Here is an 18,038-nt window from a genome sequence, read left to right on the forward strand (position 1 = left end):
GGAAAAGGGCCGGACGCGATCCGTCCGGCCCCGGAACGTCCGGTCAGGCGTCGTTGACGTAGTAGCGGCCCGGGGTGCCCGCCGCCTCTTCCAGTTGTGCGAAGACATCCATCGAGCCGGCCAGCTCGGTCTTGTAGCTGTCCCATTCGCTGCGCTGATAGCCGCCGGCCTCTTTCCAGGCCGCAAGCTGGCTGTCGTCGAGCTGGTGGAACTCGACCCCGGCCTTGCGCATCTCGGCCATCGCATAGGCCCGCGCGGCCGGCACCTTGGCGAGATTCTGCTGGGTGGTGATCTCGGCGGCGAAATCCATCGCCTCCTTCACCTCGCCGGGCAGGCTTTCATACCATTTCATGTTGCAGGCAAAACACTGGCTGTCAGGCACGAACCGGGTGAAGGTCACGTGGCTCAGCACGTCCTTGAAGCCGAAGATCTCCAGCGCGCCGACCGCCGGATCCAGGGCATCGGCGACGCCCTGCTTGATCGCCGAGGGCGTCTCGCCCCAGGCGATCGGCGTCGGGTTGGCGCCCAGAAGCCGGTAATATTGCTGCAACAGCTTGCTGCCGGGGACGCGGAACTTGATCCCCCTGAGATCCTCGGGAAGAAGGATCGGCTTGGCGCCGCCCTTGCGCAGGGCCACGGTGCGGGGGTCGATGACCAGATACATCAGCAGCTTGAAGCCGCGCTGTTCGACCGCCGGATGAACGTTCTTTTTCCAGACGTCGGACTGCACGAGATTGGTGAAACGCTGGTTCGAGCCGCAGAAATAAGGCAGGTTGATCAGGTCCACCACCGGCGCGAAGGGCGCGAAATTCGACAACGAGAACTGTCCGGCCTGGACCGTGCCGCCCTGGGTCTTCTGCGCCAGCTCGCCGCCCACGCCCAGCTGCCCGCCCGGCGCCAGCTTCACATAGACCCGGCCATTGGTGGTGTTCTGGATGTTTTCCTTCAGGTCAAGCTGCATCAGCGGATAGCTGCGCGATGCGCCCAGGACATATTCGGTCGCGATGACCATGGTGAATTCGGCGGCCTTTTCCCGCTCTGCCTCTTCCGCGCGGGTCTGCGCGGCCGCCTCGGACGACCACAGCATCCCTCCGGCGCCCAGCATCACCGCCGCGGTAAAGGCGCCGCCGCTGGTCAGTTTCAGAAAGTTCCGGCGCGATTCGCGGACGATCTCGGTGTCATCATGTTCTTCGGTCATTCTTTCCCCCCTTGATGGTATTCAGCGCTTGCAGAGACGGGTCCGCGATGTCGTCCTTTCCGGCCAGCTTTTCGCGGACGAGGATGACGACGACGAACAGGGCAGAGGCCGTGAACAGCACCAGCATTTCGCCGATGTCTGACAGGAATGCCGAGCGATAGAAGGCACCCGCGACGACATTCGCGACAAACAGCATGAAAACCGCGAACGACAGGTATCCAGCCCATCTGCCGAGTTTAACCACCGTGACGTCCCTCCCAGACCTCTTGGTTGATTCCCTTCGTCTCACGGTGTAGTGTAAGCGCTTACATAGTGCCATGCAAGCGTTTACTCCGTTGCGGTCGGCGGCAGGCAGGCCGCAGCGGCGGGGCAGGCCCGGCTACAGAGGGGACCGATCATGCAAAACGATGCCAGGGTGCCCACCATGAACGATGTCGCCCGAACGGCCGGCGTCTCGTCCGCGACGGTTTCAAGGGTCATCAACGGCACCGGCAAGGTCGACAAGGACACCCGCCAGCGCGTGGCCGAGGCGATCGAGCGGCTGGGCTATACGCCCAATTTCGGCGGCAGGTTCCTGGCCGCGGGCCGCAGCGGCACGATCGGCGCCGTGATCCCGACGATGGCCAACGCCATGTTCGCCGGCGGGTTGCAGGCCTTCCAGGAGGTGCTGGCCGGGGCCGGACGATCTCTGCTGGTGGCCAGCAGCGGCTATGATCCCGACGAGGAATTGTCGCAGATCCGCAATCTGGTCAGCCGCGGCGCCGAGGGACTGCTGCTGATCGGTCGGCATCGCCCCGAGGCAAGCTGGGACTACCTTGCCCGCCGCAAGGTGCCCCATGTCGTCACCTGGGCCTACGGGACCGAGCCGGGGCGGGTCTATGTCGGCTTCGACAACCGGAAGGCCGCCTTCGATCTGGCCCGCCGCGTGCTGGCCTTCGGGCACCGCAATCTGGCCATGATCGGCGGTATCGGCCTGCACAACGATCGCGCGCGCGATCGGGTTGTGGGCGCAAGGATGGCGGTCGATGCCTGTCCCGGCGCAAGGCTGTCGCAGGTGATCGAGGCCGGCTACGACCCGGCCGAGGGGGCCGCCGCGTTCCGACGGATGATGGCCGTTGCCGACCCGCCAAGCGCGATCATCTGCGGCAACGACGTCATCGCCGCCGGCGCGATCATGGCCGCCCGCGGGAACGGAATCGCAGTGCCCGCGCAGGTGTCCATCGTCGGTTTCGACGATATCGAACTGGCGGCGCTGTCCTGTCCGCCGCTGACGACGGTCCGGGTCCCGCAGCGCCGGATGGGACAGGAGGCCGCCACCGTCCTGCTGGCGATGGTGGCCGGGCAGACCCATACGGACAGCGTTCTGCTGGATACCGAAATCATTCTGCGGGAATCGCTGTCGGCCTGCCGCTCGCCGGCCGACGTCCCGCCGACAGTCGCGTAGGGCGCCGGATGGACCTTCGCCTCGACCGGGTGCGATCACCGCGCGATGAGCCGCAAATTTCGCGTTTGCAATATGGATCGCGGGGTGAAAGCATGGGTCATCGCGCATGCGGATCATCCGCAGGGCGCCGCGACCGGAACCCGCCGCCGCGACGCGCCGCCCGGATGCCAGCCTGTGCGGTGTCAGCAGCGAGGCCGCCTGAACCATGACGATTCCGCCCTTCACGCGCAGCTTTACCCAGCAGGAGCCGATCCCCGAAGATGCGATCGCCGCGGCGATCGAGGTGATGCGAAGCGGCAGGCTGCACCGCTACAACACCGCGCCGGGCGAGGAATCGCAGGTTGCCGCGCTGGAACGCGAAGTCGCGGCCTGGCAGGGCAGCGCCTATGCGCTGGCTTGCGCCTCGGGCGGGGCGGCGCTGCGGATGGCGTTGCGCGCGGCGGGGATCGGGACGGATGACGTGGTGCTGACCAATGCCTTCACCCTGGCGCCGGTGCCGGGCGCGATCGTGGCGGTCGGGGCGCGCGCCGTTCTGGTCGAGATCGACGAGAACCTGTGCCTCGATCTGGACGATCTTCAGGCCAAGATCGAGCTTTTCAAGCCTGCCGCCGTGATGGCCTCGCACATGCGGGGGCATCTGTGCGACATGGACCGACTGACGGACATCTGCCGGGCCGCGAAGATTCCGCTGATCGAGGATTGCGCGCATACGATGGGCGCGCGCTGGCGCGGCCGGCGCAGCGGTTCCTTCGGGCTGGCCGGCGCCTTCAGCACCCAGACCTACAAGCACCTGAATTCCGGCGAGGGCGGGATCCTGGTCTCGGACGATCCGGATTTCATGGCCCGCGCGATCATCCTGTCGGGATCCTACATGCTGTATGGCCGGCACGGCGCCGCGCCCCCGGAACGCCATTTCAGCGACGCCCGGCTGGAAATTCCGAACATGTCGGCGCGGATGGACAATCTGCGCGCCGCGATCCTGCGCCCGCAACTGGCCCGGATCGAGGATGCCGCAAGTCGCTGGAACCAGCGCTACGAGGCGGTGGCACGGCGTCTGTCGGACAATCCCGCGCTGGTCTTGCCTCATCGTCCGGCCGCAGAGACCTTCATCGGCAGTTCAATCCAGTTCCGCATCCCCGCGATCAGCGGCGAGGCCGCGCAGAGGTTCGTTCAGGACTCGGCGCGGCTGGGGGTCGAGCTGAAATGGTTCGGCGCCGCCGAGCCGGTGGGCTTCACCTCGGCGCATCGAAGCTGGCACTACGTCGCGCCGCAATCCCTGCCGCGCACGGACGCGGTTCTGGCGGGGCTGTTCGACATGCGCCTGCCGCTGACGTTCAGCCTCGAGGATTGCGACCATATCGGCCGCATCATCGCCGCCTGCGCCCCATCGCTTGCCGCGGCAGAGCGGCGATGACTGCGCCGGCTTCCGCGGCGACGGTGCGTGGGCCACGACCGGGCCAGGCCCGTTTCGCGCGATTGCGGCGTTTCATGGCCTGCCTCAGCCGCCGGGGGCCATGAATGAATGAATGAAGCAGGGGGCGCGGCAATCTCATACGCGCGCCCGGTGAAGAATCGACAACAACGACAACAGGGAAACAGAACCATGTCAGGATATTTTCGCACGACCATGATCGCTTCCGCCGCGCTGCTGGCGCTGTCGGGCGGGGCCTGGGCCCAATCCGTGGTGATCGGCCATTTCGGCAACCCGACCCCGATGCAGGTCGCGGCCTCCGAAGGCAAGTTTTCCGAGGCCACAGGCTGGGATGTCGAGTGGCGCAAGTTCGCCGCGGGCACCGATGTGATCGCCGCGATGGCCTCGGGCGACATCAAGGTGGCCGAGCTGGGCTCGTCGCCGCTGGCAATTGCCGCGACGCAGGGCGTCGATCTGGAAATGTTCATGGTGGCGCAGGTCATCGGCAATGCCGAAAGCCTGATCGTGCGCGACGGGTCCGAGATCGCGACGATCGAGGATCTGAAGGGCAAGCGGATCGCGACACCGGTCGGCTCGACCGCGCATTTTTCGTTGATGGGGGTTCTTGCCAAGGCCGGACTCAGCACCAGTGACGTGAACATCATGTCGATGCCGCCCGATCAGATCGCGGCCGCCTGGGAACAGGGCGCCATCGACGGCGCCTTCATCTGGCAGCCGGTGCAGAACCAGCTTCTGCAAAGCGGCACGCGGCTGGTCGGGGCGGACCAGACCGCCGAATGGGGCTATCCGACATTCGATGCCTGGGTGGTCAACAAGCAATTCGCCGAACAGAACAGGGAAGGGCTGATCGGCTTCATCAAGACCATCAACGATGCCAACAATGCCTATCTGGACGACAAGCAGGCCTGGACCGCCGACAGCGAACAGGTCAAGATCATCGCCGACTACACCGGTGCCGACCCGGCGCAGGTTCCCGACGTGCTGTCGGGCTACACCTTCCTGCCGCTTTCCGAACAGGTGAAACCCGAATGGCTGGGCGGCGGCCTGTCCGACGTGCTGAAATCGACCGCCGAATTCCTGAAGGAGGCGGGCCGGATCGACAGCGTGGGCGAAGATTACGCGCCCTTCGTCACCGACGCCTATGTCAAGGCCGCGCAGTAATCGCCTTCGGCAATCCCGCGCAGGGGCCGATCCTGCGCGGGCACAGGGAAGGGCAATCACATGGCTCTGGAAATACGGGATGCTTCGGTCGTCTATCCGGCCCAGGCCGGCCGCGCGCCGGTCGAGGCGCTGTCACGGATCAACCTGACTGTCAGCGAACATGATTTCGTCGTCGCGCTTGGCGCTTCGGGATGCGGCAAATCCACGCTTCTGAACCTGATCGCGGGGTTTCTGTCGCCGTCCTCGGGCCAGATCGTGCTGGACGGGACCGAGGTGTCCGGGCCAGGCGCGGATCGTTCGGTCGTGTTCCAGAAACATGCCCTTCTGCCGTGGCTGAACGTGCGCGACAACGTGGCCTTCGGGCTTAAGCTGCGCGGGGCGGGCGCCGCCTCTTACAAGGTCGCGGACCGGTTCATCGACCTTCTCGGGCTGAAGGGCTTCGAGAAATCGCCGGTCTATGCGCTGTCGGGCGGGATGCAGCAGCGCGTCGGCATCGCCCGCGCGCTGACCTGCGATCCCAAGCTGCTGCTGATGGACGAGCCGCTGGGCGCGCTGGACGCATTGACCCGTGAACGGGCGCAGGAGCTGATCCTGAAGATCTGGAAAAGCACCGGCAAGACGGTCTTCCTGATCACCCACAGCGTCGAGGAGGCGCTGTTCATGGGCACCCGGCTGATCGTCATGTCGCCGCGCCCCGGACGCATCGCGCATGAATTCGACCTGCCGTTCTCGCGCCAGTTCCTGGACGGTGCCAAGGCACGAGAGGTCAAGGCCTCGGCGGAATTCATCACCCTTCGCGAAGAGGTCCTGCGCATCATCTTCAGCGACGAGGAGGAAGCCGCATGAGCGATCATGGCATCAAGGAGGCCCCGGTCGGCAAGCCGCGCGGAGCCGCGTTCCTGAAGGGGCTGGGCCGCGCCCGCCCGACCAAGCCCGGCCAGACCTACGGCGTGCCGGGGCAGGGCAACACGACCTGGCTCAGCCTGCTGACCATCGCCGGCATCCTGCTGCTGTGGTGGGCGGTGACCACTGCCGGGCTGGTCAAGCCGCTGTTCATGCCCGCGCCGCAGGCGATCGTGCGGAAATTCCTCGACATCTGGACCCAGGGCTTTACCGGCACGCCGTTCTGGCAGCATGTGCTGATCTCGACCGCGCGCGTCTTCGGCGCCTTTCTGCTGGCCTGCCTGATCGGCATCCCGCTGGGCCTGGCCATGGGCATGAGCCCGGTCATGCGCGGCATCTTCGATCCGCCGATCGAGTTCTATCGCCCGATCCCGCCGCTGGCCTATCTGCCGCTGATGATCATCTGGTTCGGCATCGGCGAAACCTCGAAGGTGCTGCTGATCTTCCTGTCGGTCTTCGCGCCCGTCGCCCTGGGCGCACGCGCCGGGGTGCGATCGGCCGCGATCGAACAGATCCACGCCGCCTACAGCTTCGGCGCCAGCCGATGGCAGGTCATGCGCCACGTCATCCTGCCCTCGGCCATGCCCGAGATCCTGACGGCGATGCGCATCGGCATCGGCTTCGGCTGGACCACGCTGGTCGCCGCCGAAATGGTCGCGGCCACGAAGGGCATCGGCTACATGGTGCTGAGCGCGTCGCAGTTCCTGCAAACCTCGACCGTGATCATGGGCATCTTCGTCATCGCGGCCATCGCCTATGCCTTCGACATGCTGATGCGATTCGTGGAGCGCCGGGTGGTGCCGTGGAAAGGCAAGATGTAGCCGCAGGGAAGGCCGTCGGCGCGGAAAGGCAAGGGGCGGTCCGGCGGAAATCCGTCCGACCAGCGGCAGAAGGCAAGATTCGTCCCGGCGCAGGAAATGGCCGCCGAAAGACCGGCATCGATGTCCTACGGCTTGCCGCCGAGATGCCGGTTCCACCGGACCGACGAATACAGCGACACCCCGATCAGCGCGGCACCGCCCAGCCCGGTGATGACTTCGGGAATCTGGACGAAATATTGCAGGAACATCACCATTGCCAGCGCGATGATCGCCCAGAAGGCGCCGTGTTCCAGATAGCGGTATTCGGCCAGCGTTCCCTTTTCGACCAGCATGATCGTCATCGATCGCACATACATGGCGCCGATGCCCAGGCCGATGGCGATGACGAACAGGTTCTGGCTTAGCGCGAAGGCCCCGATCACGCCGTCGAAGCTGAACGAGGCGTCCAGAACCTCGAGATACAGAAAGGCGCCGATCCCGCCCCTTGCTCCGGCGGCCAGGGTCTGTTGCTGCGAATGATCCAGAAAGCCGCCGAGAACCTCGACCGCCAGAAAGGTCAGCAATCCCCAGATCGCCGAGCGCAGAAAGATCTCGTTTTCCCGGGGCGGCAGGAAATGGGCGAAGATCAGCACCACCGACAGCGCAAAGCCGACCTCGATCCCCCGGATCGTGGCATATTTCTGCATCCGCCTTTCCAGCCAGCGGACCCAGTGCACGTCCTTTTCGCCGTCAAAGAAGAAGCCAAGTCCGACCATCAGCAGAAACGTGCCGCCGAAGGCCGCGATGGGCAGCCGCGCCTCGTGCATGATCCTTGCATATTCCTCGGGGCGGCTGGCGGCCAGAACCACGGCCTGCCACGGCCCGATCCCGGCCGCGATCACCACGATCAGCAGCGGAAAGACGATCCGCATTCCGAACACCGCGATCACGATGCCCCAGGTCAGGAAGCGGTGCTGCCATTTCGGCTGCATCGTCTTCAGCTTGTTGGCGTTCACGATGGCATTATCGAAGGACAGCGAGATTTCCAGCACCGCCAGAACCGTGCAGATGAAAAGGATGCCGGCCATTCCCCCGAAGGTGCCGGTCGTCTGCCAGCCAAGAGCGGCGCCAAGCGCCAGGCCGATGGCGGTGACGATGAAGGCCCAGCGGAAATAGCGAAGAACGGGCCGCGCAGAGGCGGGACCGGTTTGGGATCCGTCGTGCATGGCATGATGCCCGAGGCGGCGTGTCTTTGTTTGGTGCCGACATCACGGACGTGCCGCCACATCCGTCAGAGGGGCCCGGTCACCGGACATTGGGGCGCGCGCAGGGGCGCGATGCGGCGCAAGATGCCTGTCCAGGCAGGGTGTTGCAAGAGCTGGTTGTCGGGCGCCGAGGCGCCCCCGGCCGCAGGTCGCGATCAATCGCAAGTGGACGCTTCAAATTGGTATGGAAGTATGGCAGTCTCGCTGCAGGGCCGGGAACAGGAAGATGGATCAGCGACCGCGCATCAATCCGGGCATCTCGACGGCGCAGCAGGTCCATGACTGGCTGCATGATCTGATCCTGCGCGGCGATCTTCTGCCGGGCACCCAGCTGAGCGAAAGCGAGATCGCCGGTCGAGTCGGCGTCAGCCGGCAGCCGGTTCGCGAAGCCTTCATCCGGCTGGCCGGCGCTGGCCTGACCGAGGTTCGTCCGCAACGCGGCACTTTCATAGGCCGCATCTCGCTGCGCGAGGTTCTGGCCGTGCGCGCCATCCGCGAAGCCGTCGAAAGCGATATGATCCGCATCCTGACGCAGCGGATGACCGACGATATCCATCGCGATTTGCGCGAACAGCTGGACCGGCAACGCGCCGCCGCGGCCCGGCGCGACGTGAACGGCTTTGTCCTGCTGGACAATCTGTTCCATCGTACGCTGGCCACCGCCGCCGGACATGAAGACGTCTGGCACCGGATCGAGCGGATGACCTCGCAGATGGATCGCCTGCGCTATCTGGCGGTGCAGACTTTCGAGGCGGACGCGCTGATCGAACAGCACCGGGACATCGTCGATGCCGGCGCGCGCGGCGACGCGGCTGGGGCCGAGGCCGCGATCCGTCGCCATCTGCGGCAATTGCTGGAGGATCTGCCGCGCATCACCAGCGACCGCGCCGAATTTTTCACCGACTGAGTTCGTCATTCGCATGGGAGGAAAAAACGATGACACTGAACCGCCGCCAATTCACCGCGATGACCGGGGCCGCCGTGCTGGCCATGCCCGCGATCAGGGTCCGCGCGGCCGAGACCACGCTGAAACTGGGCCATCTCGCCAACGAACAGAACAGCTGGAACAAGGCCTCGCTGGTCTTTGCCGACGAGGTTGCCAAGCTGACCGAGGGCCGGGTCGAAGTGCAGGTCTTTCCCAACGAATCGCTGGGCAAGGAAATCGACCTGATCAACGGGATGCAGCTTGGCACCGCCGACATGACCATCACCGGCGAAAGTCTTCAGAACTGGGCACCGAAGGCCGCGCTTCTGGCCGTGCCCTATGCCTATTCCTCGCTGGAACAGATGGATCAGGTCGCCTCGGGCGAGATCGGCAAGGATGTCGAGGCCGAGATCCGCGCCAAGGCGCAGATTCGCCCCATCGCCTATTTCGCGCGCGGGCCGCGCAACCTGACATCGAACCGCGAGATCATGACGCCCGGCGATCTGAACGGGCTGAAGCTTCGCGTTCCCAACGTGCCGCTGTTCGTGCAGACATGGCAGGCGCTTGGCGCCGCGCCCACGCCGATGGCCTTCAGCGAGGTCTTCACCTCTCTGCAGAACGGCACGATCGACGCGCAGGAAAACCCGCTGGCGCTGATTGAATCAGCGAATTTCTACGAGGTCCAGAAATTCGTCAACAAGACCGAACACGTGCGGTCCTGGATCTATCTGACCATCTCCGAGATCACCTGGGGCAGGCTGTCCTCTGCCGACCAGGAGGCGGTGATGCAGGCGGCCGCGACCGCGCAAACCGCCGAGCGCGAGATGTTCACCGCCGACGAGGATCGGCTGGCGGCCAGCCTGAAGGACAAGGGCATGACCTTCGTGGACAGCGACAAGGCGGCATTCGCGGCCACCGCCAGGGATGCCGTGCTGGCCAATATCGGCGATGAGATCAAACCCGTCGTGCAGCAATTGTTCGACCAGCAGGCCTGATCCGGCCCGGGCGGGCAGTGCCGGCTGCCCGCCCTTCCGCCATCCGTCCCTGGGCCCGAGAGGTTTCGATGAATGCCGTGATCCGCCTGTTGCGATCCTTGCTGCGACTGGGGACGGGTCTGGCCTTCCTGGTCCTCATCGCCGCCGTCACCATTCAGGTCGTCGGCCGGACCTTCGCCGGCTCGCCCGTCTGGACCGAGGAACTGACCCGCTTTGCCCTGCTCTATCTCGCCGGTTTCGGAACGGCGCTGGCGCTGTTCTCGGGCGATCTGGTCAATGTCGATCTGCTCAGCGAAAATCTTCCCGGACGTTATCCCTGGCTGATGCGCTTGCTGTCGGCGGCGCTGGTGCTGGCCTTTTGCGCCTTGCTGATCGGCCCGGCATGGCGGTTCACCCGCATCGGCGCGATGCAGACATCGCCTGCGCTGGCATTGCCGATGAATTATGTTCACGGCAGCGTGCTGGTGCTGCTGGCGATGCTGGGCCTTGCGGCGCTGCTGCGCCTGGTGGGCATGGTGACGGGGGCAAGCGATGGCAGGCCCGAGAACCCGCTGGGAGGGATCGAATGAGCCTGACGATCCTGGGCCTGACCTTCGTTTTGGGCCTGGCCATCGGGATGCCGGTCGCGATCACGCTGGGCCTGTCCTCGATGGCCTATCTGCTGTGGCAGGGAATGCCGCTGGTGGTGATTCCGCAAAAGATGTATGCCGGCATGGACAGCTTCGTGCTGCTGTCCATTCCGGGCTTCATCCTGGCGGGAAACCTGATGAATGGCGGCGGCATCACCAGCCGCATCATTCGCTTCGCGCAGGCCATGGTCGGCTGGATCCGGGGCGGTCTGGCGCAGACCAACATCGCCTCGTCGATGCTGTTCGGCGGCATTTCCGGCACCGCCGTCGCCGATGCCGCCTCGATCGGCGGAATGATGATTCCGGGAATGAAGCGCGCGGGCTATCCGGCCGCGTTCTCGGCCGCGGTGACGGCCGCCTCGTCGACGGTGGGTCCGATCATCCCGCCCTCGGTGCCGATGATCATCGTCGGATCGCTGGCCGGGATCTCGGTCGGCAAGATGTTCATCGCCGGCGCGCTGCCGGGAATCCTGCTGGGCGTGGCGATGATGGCGACGACCTGGATCATCGCCCGGCGCCGCGATTTTCCGCGGCAGGCCTGGCAGGGCTGGACCGAGCTTGGCCGCGCCTTTCTGGGTGCCTTCTGGGCGCTCGCGATGACCGCGCTGATCGTGGGGGGCATGCTGTCGGGCTATGTCACCCCGACCGAGACCGCCGTCATCGCCTCGATCTATGCGCTGCTGGTCGGAGCCTTCGTCTATCGCGAATTGCCGCTGGCCCGCGTGCCGGGCATCGTCATCGACAGCGCGGTCGGATCGGCCGGGATCCTGGCGCTGGTGGGGACGGCCAATGTCTTTGGCTGGATTCTGGTCAGCGAACAGATCCCGCAGAAGATCGCCGCCGGGGTCTTGTCGGTGACGGATAACAGGTTTCTGGTGATCCTGCTGATCAACATCATCCTGCTGGTCGTCGGCATGTTCATGGAAACCATCGCGGCGCTGATCATCCTGTTCGTGCCGCTGCTGACGCTGGCGCAGGGCGTGGGTATCGAGCCGCTGCATTTCGCCGTCTTCGCCGTCCTGAACCTGATGATCGGGCTGACCACGCCGCCGGTGGGGGTCTGCATGTTCGTCTGCGCCAATATCGCGCGGCTGCCGCTGGCCCCGGTGATCCGGGCGCTGGTGCCCTATCTGGCGACGAACATATTCGTGCTGCTGCTGGTCTCTTACATTCCGTGGATCAGCACCTTCCTGCCCTCGCTGATGGACAAGTGATGCAAGACCTGTGCTGCCGCCTTCACGCCGCCCGTGACCTGCGCGTCGAGGATGGCCCCGATGCCCGTCCCGCCCCGGACGAGGCGCTGATCCGTGTCTCGCGCGGCGGGATCTGCGGATCGGATCTGCATTATTACCACGATGGCGGCTTCGGCCCGGTCCGCGTGCAAGAGCCGATCATCCTGGGCCACGAGGCGGTCGGGATCGTCGAAGCCGCGCCCGAGGGGTCGGGCCTGGTCGCGGGCCAGATCGTCGCGCTGTGCCCCTCGCGGCCCTGCGGGACGTGCGGATTCTGCCGGGCGGGCCAGACGCGGCACTGCCTGGCGATGCGGTTCAACGGCTCGGCCATGCGGATGCCCCACGAACAGGGCCTTTTTCGCAGCCGCATCGCCCATCCCGTCGCGCAATGCCTGGCGCTGCCCGAGGGGGTGGGGGCGGGGGCCGCTGCCGGGGCCGAGCCCTTGTCGGTCTGCCTGCATGCCCTGACCCTGGCACCGCCGCTTGCCGGCCAGCGGGTGCTGGTTACCGGCGCGGGCCCCATCGGCGCGATCTGCGTGGCGCTGGCCCGGCTGCGCGGCGCGGCCGGGATCGTGGTGACCGATGTGCAGGATTTCACGCTGGACGTGGCGCGCCGGATGGGGGCGGACCGCGTGGTGAACGTGGCCGAGACACCGGACGCGCTGGCCGATCTGGCCCAGGGCAAGGGGCGCATCGACATCGTGCTGGAATGTTCGGGCAATTCCCATGCCATCGCCCAGGCGATCGCGGCGACGCGGCCGCAGGGCAGCATCGTGCAGATCGGCGTGGCAGGGACGATTCCGCTGCCGCTGAACCTGATCGTGGCCAAGGAACTGCGCCTTCTGGGCAGCCATCGCTTCGACGCCGAATTCGCCGAGGCCGTGGCGATGATCGGCGCGGGGCAGATCGAGCTGTCGCCCATGGTCACGCAGGTCTTGCCGGCGCGCGACGCGGTTCGGGCCTTCGATCTGGCGGGCGACCGGTCGCGGGCGGTGAAAGTCCATCTCGATTTCGAGGGCTAGGCACAGCCGGTCGTGATATGCGAAGTCGGGCGGCAAGGACTGCCATTTCGAGAGAGGAGACGACATGGATCTGAGCCTGGACGATGCCCGCAAGATGGCCGATAACTGCCTGGGAATCGCGGCCGAGATGACGCTGAAACCGATTACCGTCGCGGTTCTGGACGCGGCCGGAGACCTGAAGGTGCTGCTGCGGCAGGACGGGACCAGCACGCTGCGCCCCGACATCGCCCAGGGCAAGGCGCGGGGCGCCATCGCCCTGGGCATGGGGTCGCGCGCGATCTATGAGCGGGCAAAGGAACAGCCCTATTTCATCCAGTCGATGAACGCGCTGTCGGGCGGATCGCTGGTGCCGGTTCCGGGCGGGGTGCTGATCCGGCGCGATGGCGCGATTCTGGGGGCCGTGGGCATCACCGGCGACACATCGGACAATGACGAAGCCTGCGCCAGCCGCGCCATCGAGGCGGCGGGCTTCGTCGCGGATGCCGGCTAGCGCCCGGACCGGCGATCTGCGTCCCGCGCCGGCTTGGGGGGCTTTCCCGCAGCCCCCCAAACCCCCCGGCCCGGCACGCCTGTCGGGGGGCGATCCTCTGCGGCGGTCCGGTCCTTGCCCGCTTCAGGACCGATCCGGCGATAGACATCGCGCCGGGTCCGCCCTAGGCTGGCGGGACACGTCACTGCCGAGTGTCTTTTTGCCTGCCGGACCCGTTTCATGAACTGGATGCCGCCCGATCCGGTCTTTCCGGCCTTTCGCCCGTTGTCGGATCCCTCTCTGCTCTACGAATCCGCAGGCCATCGCCGGGCGCTGGCGATGCTGGTATCCGCGGTCGAATCGAACCAGCCGATCGCGGTTCTGACCGGCGATGTCGGCACCGGCAAGACGCTGCTCTTGCGGGCGCTGATCCATCGCTACCGGGACAGGATCGAATTCGGCCTGCTGGGTCAGGAAGGGGCGGAGCTGACCGCGCCGCTTCGCTGGGCCCTGCGTGCCTTCGGGCAGGATCATACGGATGCCGCCCCGGCCGAGCTGCTGACCCGGCTGAGCCGCTTCGTCGAGGCCTGCGGGGCGCGGGGCCGCCGCGTCATGCTGATTGCCGACGAGGCCCAGACGCTGGGCGTCGAGGAACTGGACCAGTTGCGGCAACTGACCGACATTCACGGTGACGGGCGCAGCACGATGCCGCTGCTGCTGGCCGGTCAGCCCGGACTTCGGGCGCGGATCGAGCATCCGGCCAGCCTGGCCCTGCGCAGCCGGATCGGGGGCCGGTTCGACCTGCCGCCGCTGAGCGAGGCGGAAACCGCCGGCTATATCGCGCATCGCCTGTCCCATGCGCGCAAGGCGACCGGAGCCGATCTTCCCGGCTTCGATCCCGAAAGCCTGGTCTTGTTGCACAGCGCAAGCGCGGGCCTGCCCCGCGCGATCGACCATCTGGCCCAGCAATGTCTTTTCATCGCCCTCCGCTCTGGCCGGGGCCGGATCGACGCGGACATCCTGCGGGCCTGCATCGACAACGATTTGAGCGACGGACCGGCCCGCGTCCCGTCCAGTCCCGAACCCGGCAAGCCTGCCGGACCGGCACCGCAGGCCGGCCCTGCGCAAGCCGCGCCGCCGGTCGCGACGGACGCCGCCCTGCGTCCCGTGGCACAACCGGACCGGGACCCGGGACCGGCCTTGCCGGTCCCGGTGCCGGTGCCGCCGCCATCCCGGTCACCGTTTGGGAAAAAGCTGCTGGCCGGCGCGGCGGCGCTGGCCGGGCTGGCGGCGGTGCTGGCGGGCCTTGTCCTGTGGGATCGCGATCCAACGACGACGCCCGTGGCCATCGCGCCCGAACCTGCGCCCAACATCGCGCCAGTGGCCGAGGCCGGGCCGGATCCGGGCCCGGTGCTGGCCCGGGTCGATGCAATCGCCGCCCCGCCTGATCCAAGGATGCTGCTGAACGCGGCGCTTGAAGCCGAGGCGGCGAATACCGCGAAGGCGCTGATGCTGTATGAACGCGCCGCGATCTGGGGCAGCGCGAGGGCGGCCTATTATCTGGGCCAGTATTCCGAGGCCGGGCTGGGTGTGCCGATCGATCTGCAACGCGCCCGCGCCTGGTATGAAATGGCCAACGGCATCTCGGGGGCCGAGGCACGGCTGAAAGCCCTGACGGAGATTCCCGAAGCGCAGAACCAGACCGCGCGGCCTGTCCCGGTCATGCAGGCCTTGTTTCGGACCGGCCAGACGGAACTGCACTGGCGCGCGGCGGATGGACAAAGCCCGGCCGGCTTCGTCGTCGAATATCAGCTGGCCGGAGGCGACGGGACGCCGCGCCGGTCGATGACAGGGCTGCCGGCGATGCTTCTGGATCGCCCCGTTGCCCGCTGGCGGCTGGCGGCGACGGATGGGCAGGGGGGGCAGGGCGCGTGGACCGCATGGATCCGGACGGCGCCGCCGCCGCGCTGATGCCGCCTCCGGCCGTTGCACCGGTTCCCCGCCGGCCTTCGACGAATCCTCGGCACAAGGGGCCGGATCGGGGTGACGAATCGTCATCATCCGCGTTTCTGGGCCGCCCCGGTCAGCAGCCTTCCAGCCGCGACATCAGCGCCAGCAGCGTCTGACGGTTGACCGGCTTTTGTATCCGGGCAAGCGCCTGGGGCGTGCAGTCGCCGCGGATCAGGGCCTTCCGCAACGGCATCCACTGCGAGGGACTGTCCGGCAGACCCGGCGCGGCCGCCAGCGCCGCGTCGACCGCATCCGGGCTGCGGCCCGTCGCGGAAGCGGCCTCGGCGGTTGTCGGGGCTTCGCCGGTGGCCGGCGGGGCAGCGGATCGGGCCGGCGGCGATTGGGCTGCCCCAGCAGCGGCGGTCTGCGCCCGTATCCGGTTCAGCCCGGCCTGCAGGGAATCGCGGCTTTCGGTCAGGGTCGCGACCTCCTCGCGCAGCGTTCCGGCCCGGGCCTGCAGATCCGCCAGCGCGGATTCCTGCGAGGCGATCCGCCCGGTCAGTTCCGCCGCCCGCGCCTGCTGCCGCTGCAACTGATCGCGCCGGCCGGTCAGGGCCTTGATTTCGGCGGTCAGGGTGTCGCGTTGCCGCGCAAGCTGCGCCCGATCCTCGGTCAGCTTGGTGGCGGCCTGCCCGGCCGCAGCGGCGCCGGCCTGCAACGCATCGCGCTGCTGGACGAGAGCCGCGACCTCGTCGCGCAGCGTCGCCGCCCTGGTCCTTGCGGTCTCGATTTCGGCAAGCACCTGTTCGCGATCGGCGCCGGCCTTCTCGATGCGCGCCAGATCCCGTTTCGCCTGTTCGTGCCGTTCCGCCAGGGCCTCGATCCGGGCATCAAGCGTGACGGCCGTTCCGCGCAATCCAGCCAGCTTTTCCCCGGCCGCGGTATTTTCGGCGCGCCGCGTGTCTCGCTGAGCGGTCAGGGCGGCAAGTTCGTCACGCGCCTGCGCCGCCTTGCCGTCCAGCGCCGCCAGTTCCTGTTCGGCCGCCTCGGCCTGCCGGTTCAGATCGTCCAGGCGCGCCCGTGCCTGGGCCACCTTGGTTTCCAGCTGCCGGGCCTCGTCTTCCATGGTCACGATGATCTGGCGCAGGGCCTGTGCCCTCTGTGCCGGATCCTGATCCTGCGCGATCACCGATCGCGGAGCGGTCGCCAAGGCGATGCCGATCACGAGAACCGGAAAACTCGAACACCTGAAACGGAACAAGACACTTACCTCTTCGATCTGCAAATCATGCGGAATGGCGTTGTTGTGTCAACACGTTCATGGCGCGGCGCGGACAAGTCCTGGTGGGGCGGCTTTGCCCGAAACCGGCCGCCGCCGGCATCTTTATCAGGCAAACCTATCGCGAAGATCAAAATTTGCGATTCTTCCGTATGGCACGATTTTGTTAGCATCGGTGCCGAAAAGCGGGGGCGCGATCGGCGCGCATCCCAAAGATTCCAGGAGGCGATCATGGATGGAAAAGACATGGAAAGCGGCGGCTGCCCGGTGATGCACGGCGGCAGCGCCCTCAACACCTTTTTCGGCGGACGGTCCAATCGTGAGTGGTGGCCGAACCAGCTGAACCTGAAGATCCTGCACCAGAACACGCCGCTGGGCAATCCGATGGGCGGGGATTTCGACTACAAGGCCGAATTCCAGAAGCTGGACATCGACGCGGTGAAGAACGATCTGTTCGCACTGATGACCGACAGCAAGGATTGGTGGCCTGCGGATTACGGCCATTACGGTCCCTTCTTCATCCGCATGGCATGGCACAGCGCCGGCACCTATCGTTCCGGCGACGGACGGGGCGGATCGTCGTCAGGCTCGCAGCGTTTCGCGCCGCTGAATTCCTGGCCCGACAACGCCAATCTGGACAAGGCGCGGCGCCTGTTGTGGCCGGTGAAACAGAAATACGGCGACGCGCTGTCCTGGGCCGACCTGCTGATTCTGGCGGGCAATTGCGCCATCGAATCGATGGGCGGCAAGGTCTTCGGCTTCGGCGGCGGCCGCGAGGACATCTGGGAACCCGAGGAAGACATCTACTGGGGCACCGAAGAGGAATGGCTGGCGACCAGCGACAAGCCCGGCAGCCGCTATTCGGGCGACCGCGTGCTGGAAAACCCGCTGGCCGCCGTGCAGATGGGCCTGATCTACGTCAATCCCGAAGGGCCGGACGGCAAACCCGATCCGGTTGCCTCTGGCCGCGACATCCGCGAGACATTCGCGCGCATGGGCATGAATGACGAGGAAACCGTGGCCCTGACCGCGGGCGGCCACACCTTTGGCAAATGCCACGGCGCGGGCGACGCGGCGCTGGTCGGCGCCGAACCCGAGGGCGAGGATATCGCCGCCCAGGGCCTGGGCTGGATCAGCCGCCACGAAAGCGGCCGGGGCGGCCATACCATCACCTCGGGGATCGAGGGGGCGTGGACGCCGAACCCGACGCAATGGGACAACGGCTATTTCGACATGCTGTTCGGCTATGAATGGGAACTGACCAAAAGCCCCGCCGGCGCGCATCAATGGGCCCCCGTGGGCGTGGACCAGGATCACATGGCCCCGGCGGCCGA

17 protein-coding genes are annotated in these 18,038 nt (G+C 66.6%); 13 read left to right on the forward strand and 4 right to left on the reverse strand.

What is annotated here, in order from left to right; all coding sequences use genetic code 11:
• Positions 1-43: 43 nt before the first annotated feature.
• Positions 44-1,198: a TRAP transporter substrate-binding protein gene (locus tag B4L36_RS09985; protein WP_292956246.1), complete on the reverse strand. Its 1,155-nt coding sequence runs from the start codon at positions 1,196-1,198 to the stop codon at positions 44-46.
• Positions 1,182-1,442, reverse strand: coding sequence for a hypothetical protein (locus B4L36_RS09990; RefSeq protein WP_292956818.1), 261 nt, complete (start codon positions 1,440-1,442; stop codon positions 1,182-1,184). The genes B4L36_RS09985 and B4L36_RS09990 overlap by 17 nt, the downstream gene beginning before the upstream one ends.
• Positions 1,443-1,595: 153 nt before the next feature.
• On the opposite strand from B4L36_RS09990, the gene B4L36_RS09995 reads away from it, so the two are divergent.
• The 5 genes from B4L36_RS09995 to B4L36_RS10015 all read left to right on the forward strand — a co-directional run bounded on the left by B4L36_RS09995 (position 1,596) and on the right by B4L36_RS10015 (position 6,959).
• Entirely contained in the window at positions 1,596-2,642 is a 1,047-nt protein-coding gene (locus B4L36_RS09995) for a LacI family DNA-binding transcriptional regulator (protein WP_292956249.1), read from the forward strand.
• 205 nt (positions 2,643-2,847) lie between these two features.
• Positions 2,848-4,056 carry a DegT/DnrJ/EryC1/StrS family aminotransferase gene (locus B4L36_RS10000; protein ID WP_292956252.1) on the forward strand — a complete coding sequence of 403 codons (1,209 nt, stop codon included), beginning with the start codon at positions 2,848-2,850 and terminating at the stop codon, positions 4,054-4,056.
• Between the two features lie 213 nt (positions 4,057-4,269).
• Complete coding sequence (gene tauA, locus B4L36_RS10005) at positions 4,270-5,235, forward strand: taurine ABC transporter substrate-binding protein (protein WP_292956254.1); 966 nt, start codon at positions 4,270-4,272, stop codon at positions 5,233-5,235.
• A 60-nt stretch (positions 5,236-5,295) separates the two neighbouring features.
• Positions 5,296-6,081 carry a taurine ABC transporter ATP-binding protein gene (locus tag B4L36_RS10010; protein WP_292956257.1) on the forward strand — a complete coding sequence of 262 codons (786 nt, stop codon included), beginning with the start codon at positions 5,296-5,298 and terminating at the stop codon, positions 6,079-6,081.
• Positions 6,078-6,959, forward strand: coding sequence for an ABC transporter permease subunit (locus B4L36_RS10015; protein WP_292956260.1), 882 nt, complete (start codon positions 6,078-6,080; stop codon positions 6,957-6,959). Before B4L36_RS10010 ends, B4L36_RS10015 begins: the two co-directional genes overlap by 4 nt.
• Positions 6,960-7,084: 125 nt before the next feature.
• Here B4L36_RS10015 and B4L36_RS10020 read toward each other — a convergent pair whose 3' ends face one another.
• Entirely contained in the window at positions 7,085-8,164 is a 1,080-nt protein-coding gene (locus B4L36_RS10020; RefSeq protein WP_292956263.1) for a DUF475 domain-containing protein, read from the reverse strand.
• A 265-nt stretch (positions 8,165-8,429) separates the two neighbouring features.
• Between B4L36_RS10020 and B4L36_RS10025 the strand changes: the two genes are divergently transcribed.
• The 7 genes from B4L36_RS10025 to B4L36_RS10055 all read left to right on the forward strand — a co-directional run bounded on the left by B4L36_RS10025 (position 8,430) and on the right by B4L36_RS10055 (position 15,446).
• Entirely contained in the window at positions 8,430-9,110 is a 681-nt protein-coding gene (locus B4L36_RS10025) for a GntR family transcriptional regulator (protein WP_292956266.1), read from the forward strand.
• A gap of 29 nt (positions 9,111-9,139) precedes the next feature.
• A complete protein-coding gene (locus tag B4L36_RS10030) occupies positions 9,140-10,123 on the forward strand; it encodes a TRAP transporter substrate-binding protein (protein WP_292956269.1) in 984 nt (327 codons plus the stop codon).
• Between the two features lie 68 nt (positions 10,124-10,191).
• Entirely contained in the window at positions 10,192-10,692 is a 501-nt protein-coding gene (locus tag B4L36_RS10035) for a TRAP transporter small permease (protein WP_292956272.1), read from the forward strand.
• A complete protein-coding gene (locus B4L36_RS10040) occupies positions 10,689-11,966 on the forward strand; it encodes a TRAP transporter large permease (protein ID WP_292956275.1) in 1,278 nt (425 codons plus the stop codon). The genes B4L36_RS10035 and B4L36_RS10040 overlap by 4 nt, the downstream gene beginning before the upstream one ends.
• Positions 11,966-13,006, forward strand: coding sequence for an L-idonate 5-dehydrogenase (locus tag B4L36_RS10045; protein WP_414692169.1), 1,041 nt, complete (start codon positions 11,966-11,968; stop codon positions 13,004-13,006). Before B4L36_RS10040 ends, B4L36_RS10045 begins: the two co-directional genes overlap by 1 nt.
• Before the next feature lie 64 nt (positions 13,007-13,070).
• Positions 13,071-13,496: a GlcG/HbpS family heme-binding protein gene (locus B4L36_RS10050; RefSeq protein WP_292956281.1), complete on the forward strand. Its 426-nt coding sequence runs from the start codon at positions 13,071-13,073 to the stop codon at positions 13,494-13,496.
• A gap of 219 nt (positions 13,497-13,715) precedes the next feature.
• Entirely contained in the window at positions 13,716-15,446 is a 1,731-nt protein-coding gene (locus B4L36_RS10055) for an ExeA family protein (protein WP_292956284.1), read from the forward strand.
• A 112-nt stretch (positions 15,447-15,558) separates the two neighbouring features.
• Here B4L36_RS10055 and B4L36_RS10060 read toward each other — a convergent pair whose 3' ends face one another.
• Positions 15,559-16,686, reverse strand: a complete 1,128-nt coding sequence (locus B4L36_RS10060) for a hypothetical protein (protein WP_292956287.1) — start codon at positions 16,684-16,686, stop codon at positions 15,559-15,561.
• Between the two features lie 249 nt (positions 16,687-16,935).
• On the opposite strand from B4L36_RS10060, the gene B4L36_RS10065 reads away from it, so the two are divergent.
• The coding region (locus B4L36_RS10065; protein WP_349675824.1) for a peroxidase family protein at positions 16,936-18,038 on the forward strand (1,103 nt) is incomplete at its 3' end.

The sequence above is a fragment of the Paracoccus sp. UBA889 genome, assembly GCA_002294185.1.
GTDB lineage: Bacteria > Pseudomonadota > Alphaproteobacteria > Rhodobacterales > Rhodobacteraceae > Paracoccus.